This is a genomic window from Novosphingobium sp., from assembly GCF_025351285.1.
GTDB lineage: Bacteria > Pseudomonadota > Alphaproteobacteria > Sphingomonadales > Sphingomonadaceae > Novosphingobium.
In genome coordinates, this window is the sequence record NZ_JANXWG010000139.1 from 1 (window position 1) to 18,973 (window position 18,973).

Genomic DNA, 18,973 nt, shown 5'->3' on the forward strand with positions numbered 1-18,973 from the left:
TTCACCGTCAGCACCGCATGGGACGCGGTCCACATCTTCGCGGGGTGCTGACATGGAGCAGCAATCCCAAATCTTCCACCTGACATGGCAGGGCGTGGAGGTCCAAGTGACCTTCACGCCGCGTTATTGCGGTTTCATGGAGCATCTGGCCATCGAGAGCATCGCGCCCGAGCGGGCGCCGCTGCCCATCACGGGCACCGGCTACCTGTCGCATTTCATGCCACCGGGCACCATCACCGCCCATGGCGGCGATGTCTTCGCGCAGGTCAGGGCGTGGCTGGACGAGGAAGCGGCCAATCTCGATTGGCAAGCGCGAGTTGACGCCAGTCGGCAGGGTGAGTTGTTCTGACGGAATAGCCGGAATGATGCGGGTATCCGCGCGACCGCGATTCCCCAAATTATTCTGCACAAAACCCACACAGGCAAATATCGCTGTTTTTTTGCCTTATTTTTCAAATATTTGGAAGAATCCAAAGATATGGAGCGGGCGAAGGGATTCGAACCCTCGACCCCAACCTTGGCAAGGTTGTGCTCTACCACTGAGCTACGCCCGCTCGAGCGTTTCGAAACCGGGGCGAAAAGACCTCGGTGTCGCTTGGAGGCGCGCCGTTAGCATGGGGGTTTGGACCTCGCAAGCGGGAAAAGCGATCGATCGCAACTCGGTGCGGGCTTTCGGTGCGATGGCATCGGCTGGCTTGCGCTGCACGCAAAACCCCCTTGCCGATCGGGTGCGCCTTCCCACATGGTGTTCAACGGCCCGTCGCACCGGCGGGTGTGCATACGTGCGTGTCAACCGGAGGACCCATTGGCAAGTCTTGGCCTGAGTATCGACGAACAGAAAGCGGTCGATCGTTTCCGCAAGGACGTGGTCGAACCGTCGATGACGTCGCTGGTGATCCTGGATTTCTGGGCCGAATGGTGCGGACCGTGCAAGGCGTTGACGCCGATGCTCGAAAAAGTCGCTGCCGAATATGCCGACAAGGGCGTGGTGCTGGCCAAGATCAATGTCGATGAAGACCAGTTCATCGCCGCCCAGTTCCAGGTGCGCTCGATCCCCACGGTCTATGCGATGTTCCAGGGCCAGCCGGTGGCAGACCTGACTCAGGCCCGTAGCGAATCGCAATTGAAGACTATGCTCGACCAGATCCTGGCCAAGCTGCCGGTCCAGCCGGGCGGCGATCCCGTGCAGGACATCGCGCCGCTGATCGCGATGGGCGAAGAAGTGCTCGAAGCCGGCGATGGTGAGCGTGCGGCTGACATCTTCGCGCAGATCATCGAGATCGCGCCCGAAAATCTCGCCGCGCAAGCCGGCTTGATCCGCGCGCTGGTGCTGGCCGGGCATCGCGACGAAGCGCAAGCCGTGCTCGATGCGCTCGATCCCAAGCTGGCCGCCGATCTGGCGCTGGCACAGGCGCGGTCGGCGCTGGCGCTGGCGCTCGATGCGCCCGAAGCGAGCGAGCTTGCGGGCTTGCGTGCTGCAGCCGAGGCCGCACCCGCTGACATGGACACGCAACTGGCCTTCGCCAACGCGCTTTACGCGAGCGGCGATCGCGATGCGGCGGCGGACACATTGCTGGCAATGGTGGCAGCGGATCGCGCCTGGAACGAAGGCGCGGCGCGCGCGCGGTTGTTGCAGATTTTCGAAGCAGTGGGCCTCGAGGACCCGTGGGTGGCTGCCAAGCGGCGGCGCTTGTCGACCGTGCTGTTCGGATGACCCGGAATTGACCCGGCTGTCGATCTTCCCGCTGCAAGGCGCGCTGCTGTTCCCCGGACTGCACTTGCCGTTGCACCTGTTCGAACCGCGGTATCGCGCGCTGATTACCGATGCGCTGGCGCGCGACCGGCGGATCGCGATGATCCAACCGCAAGGCCCGGGCGACGATGCGCCGCTGTTCAACATCGGTTGCGTCGGCAAGATCGGCGAGTTCGAGGCGCTGGAGGATGGGCGCTTCAACGTGATCCTTGAAGGCGTGGCGCGGTTCCGGCTGATCCGCGAGCTCGATGTGTCGACGCCGTTCCGCCAGATAGAGGGCGAATTGCTGACCGATCCCGCAGACGAGGCGCTGAGCGCGGTCGAACGCGCCAGTTTCGAGCGCGAGGCGCGGCGTTTTGCCATTGCGCAGGGCTATCAGGTCGATTGGGATTCTGTGGCGCGGCTCGATGACGTGTCGCTGATCAACGGCGTCTCGCAGATCGCGCCGTTCGATGCCGCCGCCAAGCAGGCGTTGCTCGAAGCGCCCGATGTCCAGACTCGCTGTGAATTGCTGGTGCAATTGCTGCAATTCTTTGGCCGCCACGATGGTGACGACAACCGCGTGACGCTTCAGTAAGGCACCTGCGAGCGGAACGAGCCGCGCAGACCGGGGCGGGTTTCTCAAATGACAGCACAATCCGCTAGAAGCCGGCCGGGCGCGTGGGCCAAGGCCGATTGGCTGGTGTTGGCCGGTTTGGCGCTTGTCGTGATCATCGCGCGCGCGCAGACGTTCGGCGATCCGGTACTGGGGTTCGACGAACAGTATTACCTGCTGGTCGCTGACCGCATGCTGCACGGCGCGGTGCCCTATGTCGACATCTGGGACCGCAAGCCGATCGGGTTGTTCCTGCTTTACGCCGGCGCGATCGTGCCGGGTGGCGATCCATTCCTGAACTACAAGCTGCTTGCCGCCGGCTTCGTGCTGGCGACGGCGGTGGTGATTTACCGCGCCGCGCGGCAGGATGCCGGCCGTTTCGGGGCGATCATTGCCGCGCTGCTTTATGTGCTGTGGCTGAACTTCATGGAAGGCGAAGGCGGTCAGGCGCCGGTGTTCTACAACCTGCCGGTGCTGCTGGCCGCGGTGCTGACGCGGCAAGCGGTGGTGGACGGCCGGAGGCTGGTGCGCGGGTGCCTGGCCCTGCTGCTGGTCGGGCTGGCGATCCAGCTCAAATACACGGCGATGTTCGAGGGGATCGCGTTCGGCCTGATGCTGCTGTGGGCGCAATTCCGCACGGATCGCGCGCTCGGCAGGCTGGCTGGATGCGCGGCAATCTGGATCGTTTGCGCACTGGCACCGACGGCGGTGGCGTTCGCGGTTTATGCCGGCATGGGTCAGGCCGAGGCATTCTTGTTCGCCAATTTCCAGTCGATTTTCGGCCGGTTGCCCGATCCGGCGCTCGATCGGCTGGGCGGGTTTGCGGTGATCGTGGCCCTTACAATTCCGCTCGGCATCGTTGCGGCGCTCGAATGGCGCCGCACCCGCGCCCTGTCGTTCTGGCACATGTGGGCTGTGGCAGCGGCGCTGGGGATGCTCGCGGTCGGCAGCTTTCTCAGCCCGTCTTACGCGATGCCACTGCTCGCCCCGTTGTGCCTGAGCGCCGCCGCGTGGTTCGGCAATGCCCGCCGGGGACGGATCGTCGGCGCGGCGCTGGTTGCGCTGGGGCTGGTGGGCGGCGTGCTGGTGGTGCGGCAAGTGATCATCGGCAAAGGCACGCGCGATGAAGCCTTGCAGGTGGCCGCCGCCGCGCAGCCACGACAGGGCTGCATCTGGGTCTATGACGGCTATCCGGCGCTGTACCTGCTGACGCATTCGTGCGTGCCGACAAGGTGGGCCTTCCCCGGCCACCTCAACACGCTGGACGAAGCCTCGCCCGCCGCCATCGGTGTCGATCCGGTCAGCGAAGTCCGTCGCATATTGGCGACCCGGCCCGATGTGATCGTCGACAACGATCCGGCCTACCGGCTGGGCAACCGCGACACCCGCGCCGTGGTCGAGCGCGAGCTGGCGCGCAGTTACCGCCTCACTGCACGGGTCCAGACTGGGCCGGGTCGTTACCGGATGGTTTACCGGCTGAGGTGATCCCAGGCGGCACTTTCGGCCTTCCCGCCTGCCCGGTTTCCAAGAGCATCGCGCCGTGCCACAAGCGAAAGCATAAGGCTCCTCCGCCATAGCGCTGTCGTGCGCCTGGTGAGAGAAAACCGGGAGGGAACCAACTTGGACGCCACGGCCGCATCGCATTCGGCGAAACCAGCAGCAGAACCGACGCACCACGATCTCAAGCTGATTGTCACGGTTTCGACGCTGGGCACGGTGTTCGAATGGTACGATTTCTACATCTACGCCACGCTGGCGCCGCTGTTCGCCAAGCTGTTTTTCCCCGGCAGCAGCCCCACCGCCGGGCTGTTGCTGGCGCTGGCCACCTTCGGCATCGGCTTTGCCGCGCGGCCGGTCGGCGGTGCGATCTTCGGCGCATTGGGTGATCGGATCGGGCGCAAGGTCAGCTTCCTCGTCACGATCACCATGATGGGGCTGGCCACCACCGCAATCGGCTTGATCGGCACGTATGCGCAGATCGGCATTGCCGCGCCGATCCTGCTGGTGCTGCTGCGCACCATTCAGGGGCTGGCGGTGGGCGGCCAGTACAGCGGTGCGGCGGTCTATGTGGCCGAACACGCCCCCACGCATCGGCGCGGCTTCACCACCGGCTTCCTGCAAACCGGGCCGGGGTTCGGCTTCATGTTGAGCATGCTCGCGGTGCTTGTCACCAGCGGATTGACCGGCGAGGAAGCGTGGGTTGCCTGGGGCTGGCGCATTCCGTTCATCCTCAGCCTGGGGCTGCTGGCGATCTCGATCTGGATGCGGCTGATGCTGTCGGAAAGCCCGGTGTTCGCGGCGATGGCCCAGGCCGGCGCCACCGCGCGGCACCCGTTGCGCGAAGCTTTCGCCACGCGCGCGCGTGTCGGTCGGGTGGTTGCGGCGATGATCGGCATTGCGGTCGGCCAGTCGGTGGCGGGCTATGTCGGCCTGATCCAGGCCATGAACTTCCTGACGACCGCCGTGCATATGGAGCCGTTCTCGATGCGGGTGATCCTGATCGCATCGCTGGCGTTCGGCGGCGTGGCATCGTGGGCCGGGGGCTGGCTGTCGGATATCATCGGGCGCAAGCGCACTGCGGTGGCAGGCTACATCCTGTTCCTGGTGATCCTGTTCCCGCTGTTCACCACGCTGGGCAAAATGGCCAATCCTGGCCTCGCCGACGCGGTGCGCGCGGCGCCGGTGGTGGTGACGGGCAGCGATTGCCGCTTCAATCCGTTCACGCAGAAGCCCCAGCCCACCGCGTGCGGGCGCCTGCTCGATACGCTGACCAAGGCCGGCGCGCCTTACGCCAAACACAAAGCGGCGGCAGGCAGCGCACCGGTGCTGACCGTGGGCGGCGTGCGGGTTGCGCCCGACGACAAGCCCGCGATCACCGCCGCTCTGGCCAAGGCCGGCTACACCACCCCGCCCGCACGGCCCGAGGCGGGCACCCTGCTGGCGATGCTGGCGCTGCTGTGCCTGTTGGGTGTTTCGACCGGGCTCGCCTATGGCCCGGTGGGCGCGTGGATGACCGAACTGTTCCCCGCGCGCACCCGCTATTCGTCGTTCGCGATCAGCTACAACTTCGGCGTAGGGATCTTCGCGGGGTTCATGCCGTTCATCGTCCAGACCATCGTGGCGCTGACCGGCAATCCGCTGGCGGGGCTGTGGTATCCGTTCACGATGGTAGCGATCGGCCTGACGGTGGCGGTGGTGTTCCTGCCCGAGACGCGCGGCAAACCGATCGATTAGTACTGGCAGCGCGTCCACCTGCTGCTATCTTCCGTCCGTACCGAAAGCCGGAGAATCCCGACCATGTGCGACGACCTGACCGAAACTGACAACGCCAACTGGCTGGCCACCCACACGCTAGACCGCCGTGATTTTGCGGCGATCGGCGCCAGCGCGGCCGCGCTGGCGATGGCGCCCGGCAGCCACGCGCGTACGGCCACGCCGGCGCGCGGGCTGGCAACGCTGTCGCGCGCCGCCTTGATCAAGACGCCCGATGGTATTGCCGACGGCGTGTTCATCACGCCCACCACCGGCAAGCACCCGGCGGTGATCATGTGGCCCGACATCGCCGGCTTGCGCGATGCCTACAAAACCATGGGCACCCGGCTAGCCGCCGCGGGATATGCGGTGCTGGTGGTCAACCAGTATTATCGCAACGCTCGCGCCCCGTTGCTCGCCAGTTTTGCCGAATGGACCACGCCTGCCGGCCAGGCCAGGCTTGGGCCGATGATTGCCGCGATCAAGCCCGCCGGCACCACCAGCGACGGCGCCGCATTCGTCAAATGGCTCGACGGCCAGAAGGAAGTCGATACCCGCCGCAAGATCGGCAGTTGCGGCTATTGCATGGGCGGACCGTTCACGGTGCGCACTGCGCTGGGCGCACCCGGCCGGGTTGGCGCCGCGTGTTCGTTCCACGGCGCCGCGCTGGTCAGCGATGCGGCCGACAGCCCGGTCAAGCTGCTCGGCCAGACCAAGGCCGCGTTCCTGTTTGCCATCGCGAAGAACGACGACGCCCGCCAGCCCGACGCCAAGACCGCACTCCGCGCTGCTGCCGTCGCTGCACACCGCCCGGCCGAAGTAGAAGTCTACCCCGCCAACCACGGCTGGTGCACGATCGACTCGCCGGTCTACGATCACGCAGCGGCCGAGAAAGCGTGGGCGCGGATGCTGGCCACCTACAAGCAGTATCTGTGAAGGCCTTGGATCGGATCTGAAATCAGCAGATCCCGTCATTCTGCAAAGCTGCTCCTCCGCCTGGTGTTGCATGGATAATGCACCTGGACGGCAATCGCACTGCGTGGCCGGTCTTGCCCCTACACGCAGGTTGCATTTGCAACTTGCGGCTGTATTTGCGCAGTCCCTAGAGCGTGCTGACTACCCGTAAGGCAGCAGGCGCTTTTGGCAGGCCATTACGTCGGCTCAAGCACGGCGCGAAGCGGAGAGAGAGACTTTCACGATGACCAAATTCGGATTCCACGCTGCCGGCGTTTCTGCCACGGCACTGCTTGTCGCACTCTCGACGCCCGCCTTGGCCCAGGATGCGGCGCCTGCTGCTCCCCAGGCCGATGCCGCAGCGGCCACAAACGAAATTCAGGATAGCGGCGCGCAGATTGTCGTCACGGCGCAAGGCCGCTCGCAGACCCTGGCCAGTGTACCGGTTGCGATTTCGGCGATCAGTTCCGAGACGCTCAAGAACAGCGGCGCGGTCGATATCCGCCAGCTCAACCAACTCGCCCCGTCGCTGCTCGTGTCGTCCACCGGCAGCGAAGCCAACGGTTCGGCACGCATTCGCGGCATCGGCACGGTCGGAGACAACCCCGGCCTCGAAAGCTCGGTGCCGGTATTCATCGACGGCGTCTATCGTTCGCGTTCGGGCATCGGGCTCAACGAACTGGGCGAGATCGAACGGATCGAAGTCCAGCGCGGTCCGCAGGGCACATTGGGCGGACGCAATTCGTCGGCCGGCCTGATCAGCATCTATTCGAAGAAGCCTTCGTTCAACTTCGGCGCCACCGGCGAAGCAACGTACGGCAATTACAACTACGCCCGCGTTGCCGGTTCGGTAACCGGCCCCATCAGCGAAACGGTCGCTGCCCGCCTCGATGGCGTTTATGTCCGCCGCGACGGCTTCCTCAAGGACGTGACCAACAATATCGACGTCAACAACCGCGATCGCTTCTTCCTGCGCGGGCAGTTGCTGTTCCAACCGAGCAGCGATTTTTCGGTGCGGCTGATCGGTGATTACACCTATCGCAACGAACGTTGCTGCGGCGCCAGCTATGTCGATGCCAGCGTCAATCCCTACATCGGCAACCTCAACAACGCGTCGACCCCGCTTTCCCCGTTGCAGACCAACGGCAACAACATCATCAACGTGCTGCGCGATCTCGGCCAGCCGGTCGCTTCGTTCAACCAGGGCTACAGCCGCAATATCGATGTCTCGCCCGGTCGCAGCTTTGCCGGCAAGACCAAGGATTACGGCGCATCGGCCGAGATCAACTGGAACCTCGGCGGCGCCAAGCTGACCTCGATCACGGCCTACCGTGAATACCGTTCGGGCCAGGGATCGGACACCGACTATGGCGCGGTCGATCTCCTTTACCGCGCGCCAAGTGCTGCGGCCTATCGCCAGTTCCACACGTTTACGCAGGAACTGCGGCTTCAAGGCAAGCTGTTCAACGACAAGCTGGACTGGTTGGTCGGCGGCTTCTACGCCAATGAAAAGTTGACCGCGACCGACAATCTGCGCTTCGGCAAGCAATACGGCCGCTTCGCCACCTGCCGCATCATCTCGGGCGGTGGCCTGGCCGGACTCTACTCGCCCACCAGCCCGTCATGTGTTGCTCCGGGCGTTGGACCGGCCACGCTGGCCGGCGCAACCGGCGCTTCCGGCCCCGACATCGTGGCAGCTTTCGCTGCGCTCGACGGGATCAGCGACAAGGGCTCGACGATCGATCGCTACTTCCAGGAAGACAACAACTTCGCGATCTTCACGCACAATATCGTGCACCTGACCGACAAGCTCGACTTGACGCTGGGCGGCCGCTACACCTTCGACAAGAAGAAGCTGAGCGCAACTTTCGGCAACGACAACACCGCCTGCACGACGATCCAGGGCCTCGTGACCGACGATCTGGCGACGGGCAACGCCACCGCCCGCGCGCTCGCCGGCGCGCTGATCGGCCTCGGCTGCCAGGGCAACTCGACCGCGGAACTGAACGGCGTTTCGATCAGTTCGTCGAAACCCCGCGAGCAGCGCTTCACCGGCACCGCGATCCTGTCATACAAGATCACCCCGCGGCTGCTGACGTACGCCAGCTTCTCGCGCGGCTACAAGGCGGGCGGGTTCAACCTCGATCGCTCGGCGCTGAAGCCACCCATCTTCGTGATTGGTGGCGTTCCGACGTCGACCTTTGCGGCGGCGGGCGGTGCGCAAGCGCTCGTCGGCAATCTCCAGTTCGATCCCGAACAGGTCAACGCTTACGAAATCGGCGCCAAGTACGCGTCGGGCCCGTTCAGCCTTTCGGCCACCGTGTTCCGCTCGGACTTCACCAACTTCCAGCTCAACACCTTCAACGGCTCGGTCTTCCTGGTGCAGACCATCAACGGCTGCAAGACCAGCCTGGCCGGAGCCGATCGCGATCTCAGCGCGGCAACCGGCGCCTGTCCGGCCGGCCAGACCGGCTATGGCGTGCGCACCCAAGGGTTCGAGCTGGAATCGGTGCTGGCCCCCGCGCCCAACTTCCACGTGACCGCTGGCCTGACGTATGCCAGCACCAAGTACCGCAACGATCTGGTCGGCAACAAATCGGGCGCGCCGCTCGATCCGGCGCTGCGCCTGCTGCCCGGTTCCAACCTGTCGAACGCACCAAAGTACACGGTGACCGGCAGCGCTGCGTGGACCCCCGAGATCGGCACCAGCGGCTATTCGCTGCTGTTCTATGTCGATACCCGGTTGGTCAGCGACTACAACACCGGGTCTGACTTGTTCCCGCAGAAGGGCCAGGACAGCTTCGCGTTGATGAATGGCCGCGTCGGCCTGCGTGGCCCCAACGATCGCTTCGCGATCGAGATCTGGGCGCAGAACGTGTTCAACAAGCAGTACGCGCAAGTGGCGTTCAACTCGCCGTTCCAGGCCGGCACCACTTCGGCGCCGTTCGTCGATCCGCAGTACCCGGGTGGCCGCCAGATCTTCTCGCAGTTCCTGGCCGAACCCCGCACCTTCGGCGTGACCGTGCGCGGCAAGTTCTGATCTGCACCAGCGGTCGGGTTTGAATGATCGGGGGCGGGACGCGAAATAGCGTCCCGCCCCCGATTGCGTTACGTTGGCAGCGCGGTCAGCGCGCGGCTTCGAGCTGCTTTTCCAGGTCGCCCAGCACGCGGTAGCAGTCGAGCACCTGGCTCACCGATGAATTGGGTTCGCGGCCTTCGCGGATCGCGGCGATGAATTCGCGGTCCTGCAATTCGATGCCATTCATCGAGACTGCCACGTTGCTCACGTCGATCGGCTCTTCCTTGCCGGTGAACAGGTCGTCGTAGCGCGCGATATAGGTCGCGGTATCGCCGATGTAGCGGAAGAACGTGCCGAGCGGCCCGTCGTTGTTGAACGACAGCGACAGCGTGCAGATCGCGCCGGTCTCGCTCTTGAGCTGGATCGACATGTCCATCGCGATGCCCAGATCGGGGTGGCTCGGGCCTTCGATCGCATTCGCCGCGACGATCTTGCCGGCCTGGTAAGCGAACAGATCGACCGTGTGCGCGGCGTGGTGCCACAGCAGGTGGTCAGTCCACGACCGTGCTTCGCCCTTGGCGTTGATGTTGCGGCGGCGAAAGAAGTAGGTCTGCACGTCCATCTGCTGGATGGCGAACGCGCCCGCCTTGATGCGGTTGTGGATGTACTGGTGGCTGGGGTTGAAGCGGCGGGTGTGGCCGACCATGCACGTCAGCCCGGTGGCCTGCTGCCTGGCAACAACTGCCTCGGCATCGCCCCAGCTATCCGACAGCGGAATTTCGACCTGCACGTGCTTGCCCGCATCCATGCACATGATGGCCTGTTCGGCGTGCATCTGCGTGGGAGTGCACAGGATCACCGCATCGACATCGTCGCGGGCAAGCGCGTCCGCAAGCTCGGTCGACGAGTGCTTGGCGCCGTACTTGGCGGCCACTGCGGCGGCCTGTTCGCCGGTGCGGCTGATGATCGAGGTGATTTCCACGCCATCGATCTTTTTCAGGCCATCGAGGTGCTTTTCGCCAAACGCGCCGGCGCCGGCCAAGGCAATACGCATGGTGTGGTCTCCGTAGTCCCCCGCCCGCTTGCGGGAGGGGTTAGGGGTGGGTACCCGCAATGAGGGCTTGTGGCTGCGTGAGGGTAGAAGTGCCCACCCCCGCCCCCCTCCCGCAAGCGGGCGGGGTGAAATTACGCCGGCTCCAGCACGATGTGGCCGATCGCGGTGTTGCTGCACGGTACGTGGTAATGGCGATGAAGAACCTTCGTAGCCGGGCCGAGCGCGCCACGCATGATCAGCCACATCACCATCTCGATGCCCTCGCTGCCGGTTTCGCGCAGGTATTCGATGTGCGGGACACGGCGCAATTCGTCCGTCTCGCCGATGAGCCGATCGAGGAAGCGATTGTCCCACTCGGCATTGATCAGCCCCGCACGCGGCCCTTGCAACTGATGGCTCATGCCGCCGGTGCCCCAGATCTGCACGTTGATATCCTCGGGAAAGCTCGCCACTGAGCGCGCGATCGCTTCTCCCAGCGCCCAGCAGCGGTTGCCCGTGGGTACGGGATAAGTCACCACGTTGACCGCCAGCGGCACCACCCTGACCGGCCAGGCATCGGGCGCGCCGAACATCATCGTCAGCGGCACGGTCAGGCCGTGATCGACGTCCATTTCGTTGATCACGGTCATGTCGAATTCGTCGAGAATCAGGCTTTGCGCAATGTGCCAGGCGAGATCGGGGTGCCCGATCACATCGGGCACCGGCCGCGGGCCCCAACCTTCATCGGCCGGCTTGAAACGCTCTCCGGCGCCGATCGCGAATGTCGGAATGATGTTGGCATCGAACGCCGACGCGTGGTCGTTGTACACCAGGATGACGACATTGGGCTTCTGCTCGCGCTCCCACGCCCGGGTCCAATCGTAGCCCGCGAAGATCGGCGCGAAATAGGCGTCCCTGTCCTTGCCCTGATCGGCCGCAACGCCGAGCAGCGGTACATGGCTGCTGCCCACACCGGCGGTGATGCGTGCCATCGTCAGTAATTCCCTTTGATGGAACGCTGGCCTTCGGGCGATCGGCCACCCGCGTTCATCATCGCCTGGTATTCACCCACATCCATGCCGGTCATCGTGCTGACCGCCTGGACAAAGCTCAGCCCGTCGGTCGAAAACAGCTTGGCCATGAAATAGATGTTGCCGCCAAGATCGAGCAACCGGTTGTAATCGCGCGCCAATACTGCCGCCTTCTGCGCCTCGGTCATCGGCCACGCGTCGAGATAGGCGGCTTCGTCCGCCTTCCAGCGATCGCGGTTGGCGGGCTTCATCAGGCTCATCGCGAACTGGTTGAGTTGATACCCTGCGCGCGCACGCGTTGCGGTGTAGACCCGCGTCCCTGGAATATCCTCCAGTTCGGCCAGGTAGGCGTGAATATCGGAATGCCCGGTCATGCGGCTCCGCCTTGCACTTGCTTGCTGTCGCGGATCGCGCGGTCGATGGCCTGGCGAGCGCGTACGCCGCCTTCGTCGATCCGGTACGCCGAGAGTTTAAGGTCGGGATTGGCGGCGATCGAACGTTGCTGCGCTTCGAGCACGGCCACGTCCTCGATGAACACGCCGCTTTGCTGGTGCTTGAAGCGCGCGGTGAAGCCCGGGTCCTGCACCTGGAAATTGCGCGCCATGCCCCAGAAGTAATGGTGGCTGGTCGCGCGCTCGGGCGTCATCACATCGATCACCATCCCGCGCACGCCCTGGTCATGACGTTCGAGCGTCGCCCCCGCGCCGACCGGCGCCACGCCGACATCGATCATCACCGCCGACGGCAGCATGAACCGGCAGATCTGCCAGCGATCGACGAGCCCCTCCTGCCCCAACGCGCCGCGCCAGAACGGTGGTGCATCGATCCCGGGCATCCAGCGCCGAACCAGAACTTCGTCGTTCTCGACCACGGTCTCGATCGGCGCTTCCATCAATTCGGGCTGGCCGATCGAGCCGGTATGGACATAGGTTTCGTGCGTCAGGTCCATCAGGTTGTCGATCATCAGCCGGTAATCGCACGCAACCGGATAATAGCCGCCGTCGAAGGCCCAGTCGGGGCTCGAACAGGGCCACAAGTCGGGGATCAGCGCCGGATCGGCCAGCGCTGCTTCGCCCACCCACACCCACACGAAGCGATGCCGCTCGTGCGTGACATACGTCTCGGCGCAGACCTTGCGGTTCACCGGATCGGTGCGGATCGGCATTTCCTGCGCCACGCCATCGGGGCCGAGCTTGAGCCCGTGGTACTTGCAGCGGATCGAATCGCCTTCGCGCAGCCCCAGCGAAAGCGGCAGCATGCGGTGCGGGCAGGCATCGCGCATCGCCACCACGCCGCGATCGAGCTTGCGGTAGAACAGCATCGGCACGCCGCAGATCGTCCGCGCAAGCGGCTTGGAATCGACTTCGGCATCCCACCCCGCGACATACCAGGCGTTGGTGAGCCAGATCTCGCTCATAGCCCGTGCGCCTTGAGCTTGGCATCGAGCCGCGGGAACACCCGGCGGGCATTGCCCTCGAAAATCGCGTGGCGCTGATCGTCTGCCACGTCGAGCGCGTCGACATAACGCTTGGTGTCGTCGAAATAGTGCCCGGTCAGCGGATCGATCCCGCGGACCGCACCGACCATCTCGCTGCCGAACAGGATGTTCTTGCTCTCGATCACTTTGGCCAGAAGGTCCACGCCGGGCTGGTGATAGACGCAAGTATCGAAATAGACGTTGTTCATCACGTGCCCGGCCAGATCGGGCTTCTTGAGCATGTCAGCCAGCCCGCGATAGCGGCCCCAATGATAGGGCACCGCGCCGCCGCCGTGCGGGATGATGAAGCGCAGGTTGGGGAAGCGCGCGAACAAATCGCCCTCGATCAGTTGCATGAACGCGATCGTGTCGGCGGCGATGTAGAAGCTGCCGGTGGCGTGGAGCGCGGCGTTGCAACTGCCCGAAACGTGGATCATCGCGGGCACGTCGAGCTCGCACATCGCCTCGTACATGGGGAACCAGTAAGGATCGGTCAGCGCCGGATGGTTGAAGTGACCGCCGCCCGGGTCCGGGTTGAGGTTGCAGCCGATGAAGCCGAGTTGCTCAACACAGCGGCGCAGTTCCTTGATCGAGGCGGACAAATCCGCCGCCGGCGATTGCGGCAGCATGCACACCCCGGTGAAGGTCTTGGGGAACAGACCGACCACGCGCGCAATCAAGTCGTTGCAAGCAATCGACCACGCCTCGCTCACCTGCTGATCGCCGACATGGTGCGCCATTGCCGAAGCGCGTGGGCTGAAGATCGTGTGATCCGCGGCGCGCTCACGGATCAGCTTGAGCTGGTTCTGCTCGATCGTCTCGCGGATCTGGTCGTCCGAAATCGCGGGATACGCGGGCGCCGCCTGGCCCGCCTTGAACGCGGCTTTTTGCACCTCGCGCCAGGCGTTGTGGGGTTCGGGCGCGGTGGTGTAGTGGCCGTGGCAATCGATCACGAGGGTCATGCCGCATCGCTCCTTGTTTCTTGCCGCGGTTGTGGCGCCAGGTGCTGGCGTTGCCCGGCCATCGCCGCCTGCCGCGCGACAGTGCCACGCGTCATCACCGGATCTACCCCGAGTGCCGCCAGCGTCTTGGCCGACTCTTCCATCTCGGCCGCGCGCCGCACGCCGTGAGTGACCATGCGTTCGAGGTTGTAGTCCGCGCGGTTCTGCCAGCTTCGCGCCTTTTCACTGGCATCGAGCGAAGCCAGCACCTCGTCCTCAACGCCCGCCGCGCGTGCCGCCAGCATCATCTCGGCGGTCAGTGCCTCGATCCCCTTGACCATCACCGAGCGGATCATCTTGATCGCGCTGGCCCGGCCGACTTCGTTGCCGACTACGCGGGTGTCGGTGAAGCCCGCCGCGCGCAAGAGCGCCTCGCCTTGATCCGACGCCGGGCCTGCAATCAACAACGGCACCTTGAGTCGGGCCGGATGGACCGGCGCCAGCACCGCCACATCGACATAGCGCCCGCCCGCCGCCTCGATCGCCTGGGAAGCCGCGCGCTTGGTTTCGGGCGCGACCGAGTTCATGTCGCACCACACCGCACCGGTTTTGAGCAAAGACCCATAGTCCTGCGCCGCCGAAAGAGCGGCGTCCGCCGTTACCAATGAAAGCACCAGGTCGGCCCCGGCCAACGCTCCGGCCGCATCGCCCGCCATAGTCACGCCCGCGACTGCCATCGCGGCGCAGCGCTGCGGGAGAATGTCCCACCCGCGCGCCTGTCCGCCCCAATCCGCCGCAGCGGCGAAAGTCGATCCGGCCTCTCCGAAACCGATCAGGGCGATCTTGAAATCCATCAACTGCCGTCCTGTCGTGACCGCTACCAGGGGGGAAATGAATTGATCGGTCGAACCATAATTTTTCACGAAGTATTGGCTAGCGCACCGACTTCGCGCAGGATTTCCACAAAGCAGGCTTGTGGTGCGGTCGGCCGCCAGCCGGTGCGCGTGGTTATCCCGATCGTACGCGTGACCGGGACCGGCGTCGGCAGCACCACCAGCACCCCTGCCGCCAGCTCCACCGCGATCTGGTCGGGAGAAAGCAGCGTGAGCGCATCGCTTCCCAGCAGCAATTGCCGCACGGTCAGCACCGATCCGCATTCGATCCGGATCAGCGGCGGCACCGCGCCCGCCTCGACCAGCATCGCCTCCCAATACCGCCGCAATGGAGTTTCGCGCGGCGGCAAAATCCAGTCGTGTGCGGCCAGCACTGCTCCCGTGGGTTGACCGACTGCGACCAATGGATGTCCCGCACGTACGATCACTTGCGGCCGGTCGACGAACACCGGTTCCTGGACCAGGTCGTCCAGCCCGTTGGCATCACGCAATGCCCCCAGCATCAGGTCGATTTCGCCATCGCGCAGCGGCCCGGCCAGTTCGGCGTGGCTGCCTTCGACCACCACAATGTCCACTTCGGGAAACCGGGCCGAAAAGCGCAGGATCGCTTCGGGCAACCAGCGCGCGCGGCTAAGCGGCATCGCACCGACCACGATCCGTCCCGCAGCCTTGCCCTGCCACGCCGCCACTTCGGCGAGGCCGGCGCGCACTTCGGCCATCGCCAGCCCGAACCCGCGCGCACGGCGCTGCCCGGCGGGGGTCAGGATCACCTGGCGCCCGCGCCGTTCGACCAGCCGCGCACCAAGCGCAAGCGACAGATCGGCGACCGCGCGATGGAGCGAGGCCGGCGCCAGCCCGGTCGCCTGCGCCGCGCCTGCGTAGCTGCCGCCCCGCGCCAGCGCCAGGAAGGCGCGCACTTGCGTGCCGGTCACGCGCGGGCTGCCGATTTGCGCAATCGCGGCTTCCACGCGCGGCGCCAGCAGCTGTGCGGGCGCGGTCGGCGTCATGCCCCCTGCGCCGCGTTCGAACAGCGCACAGCCCAGGTCCGCTTCCAGCCGCGCGATCGCCTGGGTCAATGCCGGCTGGGTCAGGTTGACGGCGCGCGCCGCGCGCGTGACAGTGCCATGGCGGACCGTGGCGGCAAGCGCGGCGAAGTGCCGGATGTTGGGAGCCTTGCCGTCGATCATGGCGTGATGTTAGCAAATTGTTATGTCATCCGCCAAGTTCGGATTGGCATTCCCGCGGTGCTGTCGCATGGATTTGCCGTACCACTACAACGCCACTGCGCCGCACCTGCAACGGAGAGAACCATGGCCGGAATCGTCGTCCAGAATATCGAGCGCGCCGATCCGGCGGTGATCGACGGGCTGGCCGAATGCGGCGTCGCCACCGTCCACGAAGCGCAAGGCCGCGCCGGGTTGCTGGCAAGCTATATGCGCCCGATCTACACCGGCGCGCGGATCGCGGGTTCGGCGCTGACGATCAGCGCACCGCCGGGCGACAACTGGATGGTCCACGTCGCGATCGAGCAGTTGCAGGCGGGAGACATCCTGCTGCTCGCGCCGACCAGCCCGTGCGAGGATGGCTATTTTGGCGATCTGCTCGCCACTTCGGCGATCGCGCGCGGGTGCCGGGGACTGGTGATCGACGCGGGAGTGCGCGATGTGCGCGACCTGACGCAGATGGGTTTTCCGGTGTGGTCGAAGGCCGTCTTTGCGCAAGGCACGATCAAGGCCTCGCTGGGATCGGTCAACGTGCCGGTGGTCTGCGCAAGTGCGATGGTCAATCCGGGCGACGTGATCGTGGCGGATGATGACGGGGTGTGCGTGGTGCCGCGCCTGAATGCCGCAAAGGTGTTGGAAGCGGCGCGGGCGCGTGAGGCCAACGAGGGCGACAAGCGCGACAAGCTGGCGGCCGGGGTGCTGGGGCTGGATATGTACAAAATGCGCGAGAAGTTGGCCGAGATGGGGCTGAAATATGTGTGATCCCAAGGTCCCCCGCCCGCAAGCGGGAGGGGGCAAGTGACCTCCGCCCCTTGCATGTGGATGCGCGGCGGCACGTCGAAAGGCGGTTATTTCCTCAAATCCGACCTCCCGGCCGACACCGCCGCACGCGACGCGTTCCTGCTTGCCGTGATGGGTTCGCCCGATCCGCGCCAGATCGACGGGATGGGCGGCGCCGATCCGCTGACCAGCAAGGTCGCGGTGGTGAGCAAATCCACGCACGAGGGCATCGATGTCGATTACCTGTTCCTCCAGGTGTTCGTCGACAAGGCCGTGGTCAGCGACGCGCAGAACTGCGGCAATATCCTTGCCGGCATCGGCCCGTTCGCGCTCGAACGCAGGCTGGTTACGGCAACGGGCGATGAGACTCGCGTGGCGATCTTCATGGAGAATACAGGACAAGTCGCGGTCGCCACGGTGCAGACACCGGGCGGGGTGCCCACTTACTCGGGCACCGCAGCGATCGACGGCGTGCCCGGCACCCACGCCCCCATCCCGCTCGAATTCCGCGATACCGCCGGCTCGTCGTGCGGGGCGCTGCTGCCCAGCGGCAACGCAGTCGATGTGGTCAACGGCGTGGCGGTCACGCTGATCGACAACGGCATGCCGTGCGTGGTGATGAAAGCCGCCGATGTCGGAATCACCGGCTACGAGGAACGCGACAGCCTCGATGCCAACACCGAACTCAAGGCGAAGATCGAAGCGATCCGGCTTGCCGTTGGCGAACGGATGAATTTGGGCAACGTGACCGACAAGTCGGTGCCCAAGATGATGCTCGTCGCCCCGCCGCGCAACGGCGGCGCGGTGACGGTACGCAGCTTTATCCCGCACCGTGCACACGCCACCATCGGCGTGCTCGGCGCGGTCAGCGTGGCGACGGCGTGCCTGATCGAAGGCTCACCCGCCGCCGAAGTGGCAGTGGTGGCGAAGGGATCGCGCAAGACGCTGTCGGTCGAACACCCGACCGGCGAGATGAGCTGCGTGCTCGAAACCGACGAATCTGGCGCGGTGGTCAGCGCCGCGCTGCTGCGCACCGCGCGCAAATTGATGGATGGAGTGGTTTTCGGATGAGTCCCAAAATGACCGACCGCATCACCTCATGGCACTCGCATCCATCCAAACCGCGCTACACCCCGCCGCCGGGCGCGATCGATGCGCATTGCCATGTGTTCGGGCCGATGGCGCTTCACCCGTTCAGCGCCAAGGCCAAGTATCTGCCCGAAGATGCCGGGCCCGACATGCTGTTCGGCTTGCGCGATCACCTGGGCTTCGCGAAGAACGTGATCGTCCAGGCAAGCTGCCACGGCACCGACAATTCGGCCACGCTCGATGCCATCGCCAAATCGAACGGGAAGGCACGCGGCGTCGCGGTGGTCGATCCGGCCATCTCCGAAGCCGAACTCGCCACGCTGCATGATGGCGGCATTCGCGGCATCCGCTTCAACTTTCTCAAGCGGCTGGTCGACGATGCGCCCAAGGACAAGTTCCTCGAAGTTGCCGCGCGGCTGCCCAAGGGCTGGCACGTGGTGATCTATTTCGAAGCCGATATCCTGGAGGAACTGCGCCCGTTCATGGACGCGATCCGCGTGCCGCTGGTGATCGACCACATGGGCCGGCCCGATGTGCGGCAGGGGCCCGACGGTGCCGACATGAAGGCCTTCCGCGCGTTTCTGGATAGCCGCGACGATATCTGGTTCAAGGCCACCTGCCCCGACCGGCTCGACGCAATCAACGACGGCGGTGCGGGCGATCCGTGGGATGCCTTTGCCAATGCCGTCGCCCCGCTCGTCAGCGACTATCAGGACCGCGTGCTGTGGGGCACCGATTGGCCGCATCCCAACATGGACAGCGAAATCCCCGACGACGGCCACCTTGTCGATATGATCCCGCGCATCGCGCCAACTGCGGCGTTGCAGCGCAAGATGCTGATCGACAATCCGATAAAACTCTATTGGGCGGACTGAATGTGGCAAGTCCGGTTGCTGCGGAGCCATGCTGCGCCTAAGATCGAGACTTCGCCTG

At 65.1% G+C, this 18,973-nt stretch carries 17 protein-coding genes and 1 tRNA gene; 10 read left to right on the top strand and 8 right to left on the bottom strand.

The annotated features are described in order from the left end of the window. The first annotated feature begins 52 nt into the window (after nt 1-52). Nucleotides 53-349, top strand: coding sequence for a hypothetical protein (locus tag Q0R16_RS16755; RefSeq protein ID WP_295638758.1), 297 nt, complete (start codon nt 53-55; stop codon nt 347-349). A 130-nt stretch (nt 350-479) separates the two neighbouring features. On the opposite strand, the gene Q0R16_RS16760 is transcribed toward Q0R16_RS16755, so the two are convergent. Further along, nucleotides 480-554: transfer RNA gene (locus Q0R16_RS16760), tRNA-Gly, on the bottom strand. 251 nt (nt 555-805) lie between these two features. Here Q0R16_RS16760 and Q0R16_RS16765 point away from each other — a divergent pair. The 6 genes from Q0R16_RS16765 to Q0R16_RS16790 all read left to right on the top strand — a co-directional run bounded on the left by Q0R16_RS16765 (nt 806) and on the right by Q0R16_RS16790 (nt 9,594). Further along, a complete protein-coding gene (locus Q0R16_RS16765) occupies nt 806-1,714 on the top strand; it encodes a tetratricopeptide repeat protein (RefSeq protein WP_295638761.1) in 909 nt (302 codons plus the stop codon). Nucleotides 1,715-1,721: 7 nt separating this feature from the next. After that, the gene (locus tag Q0R16_RS16770) at nt 1,722-2,330 is read left to right on the top strand and encodes an LON peptidase substrate-binding domain-containing protein (protein ID WP_295638763.1); all 609 of its coding nucleotides are present in this window, start codon (nt 1,722-1,724) and stop codon (nt 2,328-2,330) included. Between the two features lie 48 nt (nt 2,331-2,378). Further along, on the top strand, nt 2,379-3,833 hold the full coding sequence (locus tag Q0R16_RS16775; protein WP_295638765.1) for a glycosyltransferase family 39 protein: 1,455 nt from the start codon (nt 2,379-2,381) through the stop codon (nt 3,831-3,833). 135 nt (nt 3,834-3,968) lie between these two features. Beyond that, entirely contained in the window at nt 3,969-5,582 is a 1,614-nt protein-coding gene (locus Q0R16_RS16780; protein WP_366857899.1) for an MFS transporter, read from the top strand. Nucleotides 5,583-5,645: 63 nt separating this feature from the next. Next, entirely contained in the window at nt 5,646-6,536 is an 891-nt protein-coding gene (locus Q0R16_RS16785) for a dienelactone hydrolase family protein (protein ID WP_295638768.1), read from the top strand. Nucleotides 6,537-6,798: 262 nt separating this feature from the next. Continuing rightward, nucleotides 6,799-9,594 (top strand): TonB-dependent receptor, encoded by a 2,796-nt coding sequence (locus Q0R16_RS16790; RefSeq protein WP_295638771.1) that lies wholly within the window; start codon nt 6,799-6,801, stop codon nt 9,592-9,594. A gap of 85 nt (nt 9,595-9,679) precedes the next feature. Here Q0R16_RS16790 and Q0R16_RS16795 read toward each other — a convergent pair whose 3' ends face one another. From Q0R16_RS16795 to Q0R16_RS16825, 7 genes are all read right to left on the bottom strand, one after another. Then, nucleotides 9,680-10,627, bottom strand: a complete 948-nt coding sequence (locus Q0R16_RS16795; protein ID WP_295638774.1) for a Gfo/Idh/MocA family oxidoreductase — start codon at nt 10,625-10,627, stop codon at nt 9,680-9,682. 131 nt (nt 10,628-10,758) lie between these two features. After that, the gene (locus tag Q0R16_RS16800; protein ID WP_295638777.1) at nt 10,759-11,598 is read right to left on the bottom strand and encodes a class III extradiol dioxygenase subunit beta; all 840 of its coding nucleotides are present in this window, start codon (nt 11,596-11,598) and stop codon (nt 10,759-10,761) included. A 2-nt stretch (nt 11,599-11,600) separates the two neighbouring features. Further along, nucleotides 11,601-12,011: a protocatechuate 4,5-dioxygenase subunit alpha gene (gene ligA / locus Q0R16_RS16805; protein WP_295638780.1), complete on the bottom strand. Its 411-nt coding sequence runs from the start codon at nt 12,009-12,011 to the stop codon at nt 11,601-11,603. Then, nucleotides 12,008-13,054, bottom strand: coding sequence for an aromatic ring-hydroxylating dioxygenase subunit alpha (locus Q0R16_RS16810; RefSeq protein WP_295638783.1), 1,047 nt, complete (start codon nt 13,052-13,054; stop codon nt 12,008-12,010). The genes ligA and Q0R16_RS16810 overlap by 4 nt, the downstream gene beginning before the upstream one ends. Further along, complete coding sequence (locus tag Q0R16_RS16815) at nt 13,051-14,076, bottom strand: amidohydrolase family protein (protein ID WP_295638787.1); 1,026 nt, start codon at nt 14,074-14,076, stop codon at nt 13,051-13,053. Before Q0R16_RS16815 ends, Q0R16_RS16810 begins: the two co-directional genes overlap by 4 nt. Beyond that, nucleotides 14,073-14,909, bottom strand: coding sequence for a DUF1932 domain-containing protein (locus tag Q0R16_RS16820; protein WP_295638790.1), 837 nt, complete (start codon nt 14,907-14,909; stop codon nt 14,073-14,075). Before Q0R16_RS16820 ends, Q0R16_RS16815 begins: the two co-directional genes overlap by 4 nt. A gap of 65 nt (nt 14,910-14,974) precedes the next feature. Then, on the bottom strand, nt 14,975-16,135 hold the full coding sequence (locus tag Q0R16_RS16825; RefSeq protein ID WP_295638793.1) for a LysR family transcriptional regulator: 1,161 nt from the start codon (nt 16,133-16,135) through the stop codon (nt 14,975-14,977). Between the two features lie 123 nt (nt 16,136-16,258). On the opposite strand from Q0R16_RS16825, the gene ligK reads away from it, so the two are divergent. Genes ligK through Q0R16_RS16840 form a run of 3 tightly spaced genes read left to right on the top strand, consistent with a single transcriptional unit; the run spans nt 16,259 to nt 18,915 of the window. Then, the gene (ligK, locus tag Q0R16_RS16830; RefSeq protein WP_295638796.1) at nt 16,259-16,933 is read left to right on the top strand and encodes a 4-carboxy-4-hydroxy-2-oxoadipate aldolase/oxaloacetate decarboxylase; all 675 of its coding nucleotides are present in this window, start codon (nt 16,259-16,261) and stop codon (nt 16,931-16,933) included. Nucleotides 16,934-16,987: 54 nt separating this feature from the next. Further along, nucleotides 16,988-18,022: a 4-oxalomesaconate tautomerase gene (locus tag Q0R16_RS16835; RefSeq protein ID WP_295638960.1), complete on the top strand. Its 1,035-nt coding sequence runs from the start codon at nt 16,988-16,990 to the stop codon at nt 18,020-18,022. Nucleotides 18,023-18,030: 8 nt separating this feature from the next. After that, nucleotides 18,031-18,915, top strand: a complete 885-nt coding sequence (locus tag Q0R16_RS16840) for an amidohydrolase family protein (protein ID WP_295638799.1) — start codon at nt 18,031-18,033, stop codon at nt 18,913-18,915. Nucleotides 18,916-18,973: the final 58 nt, after the last annotated feature.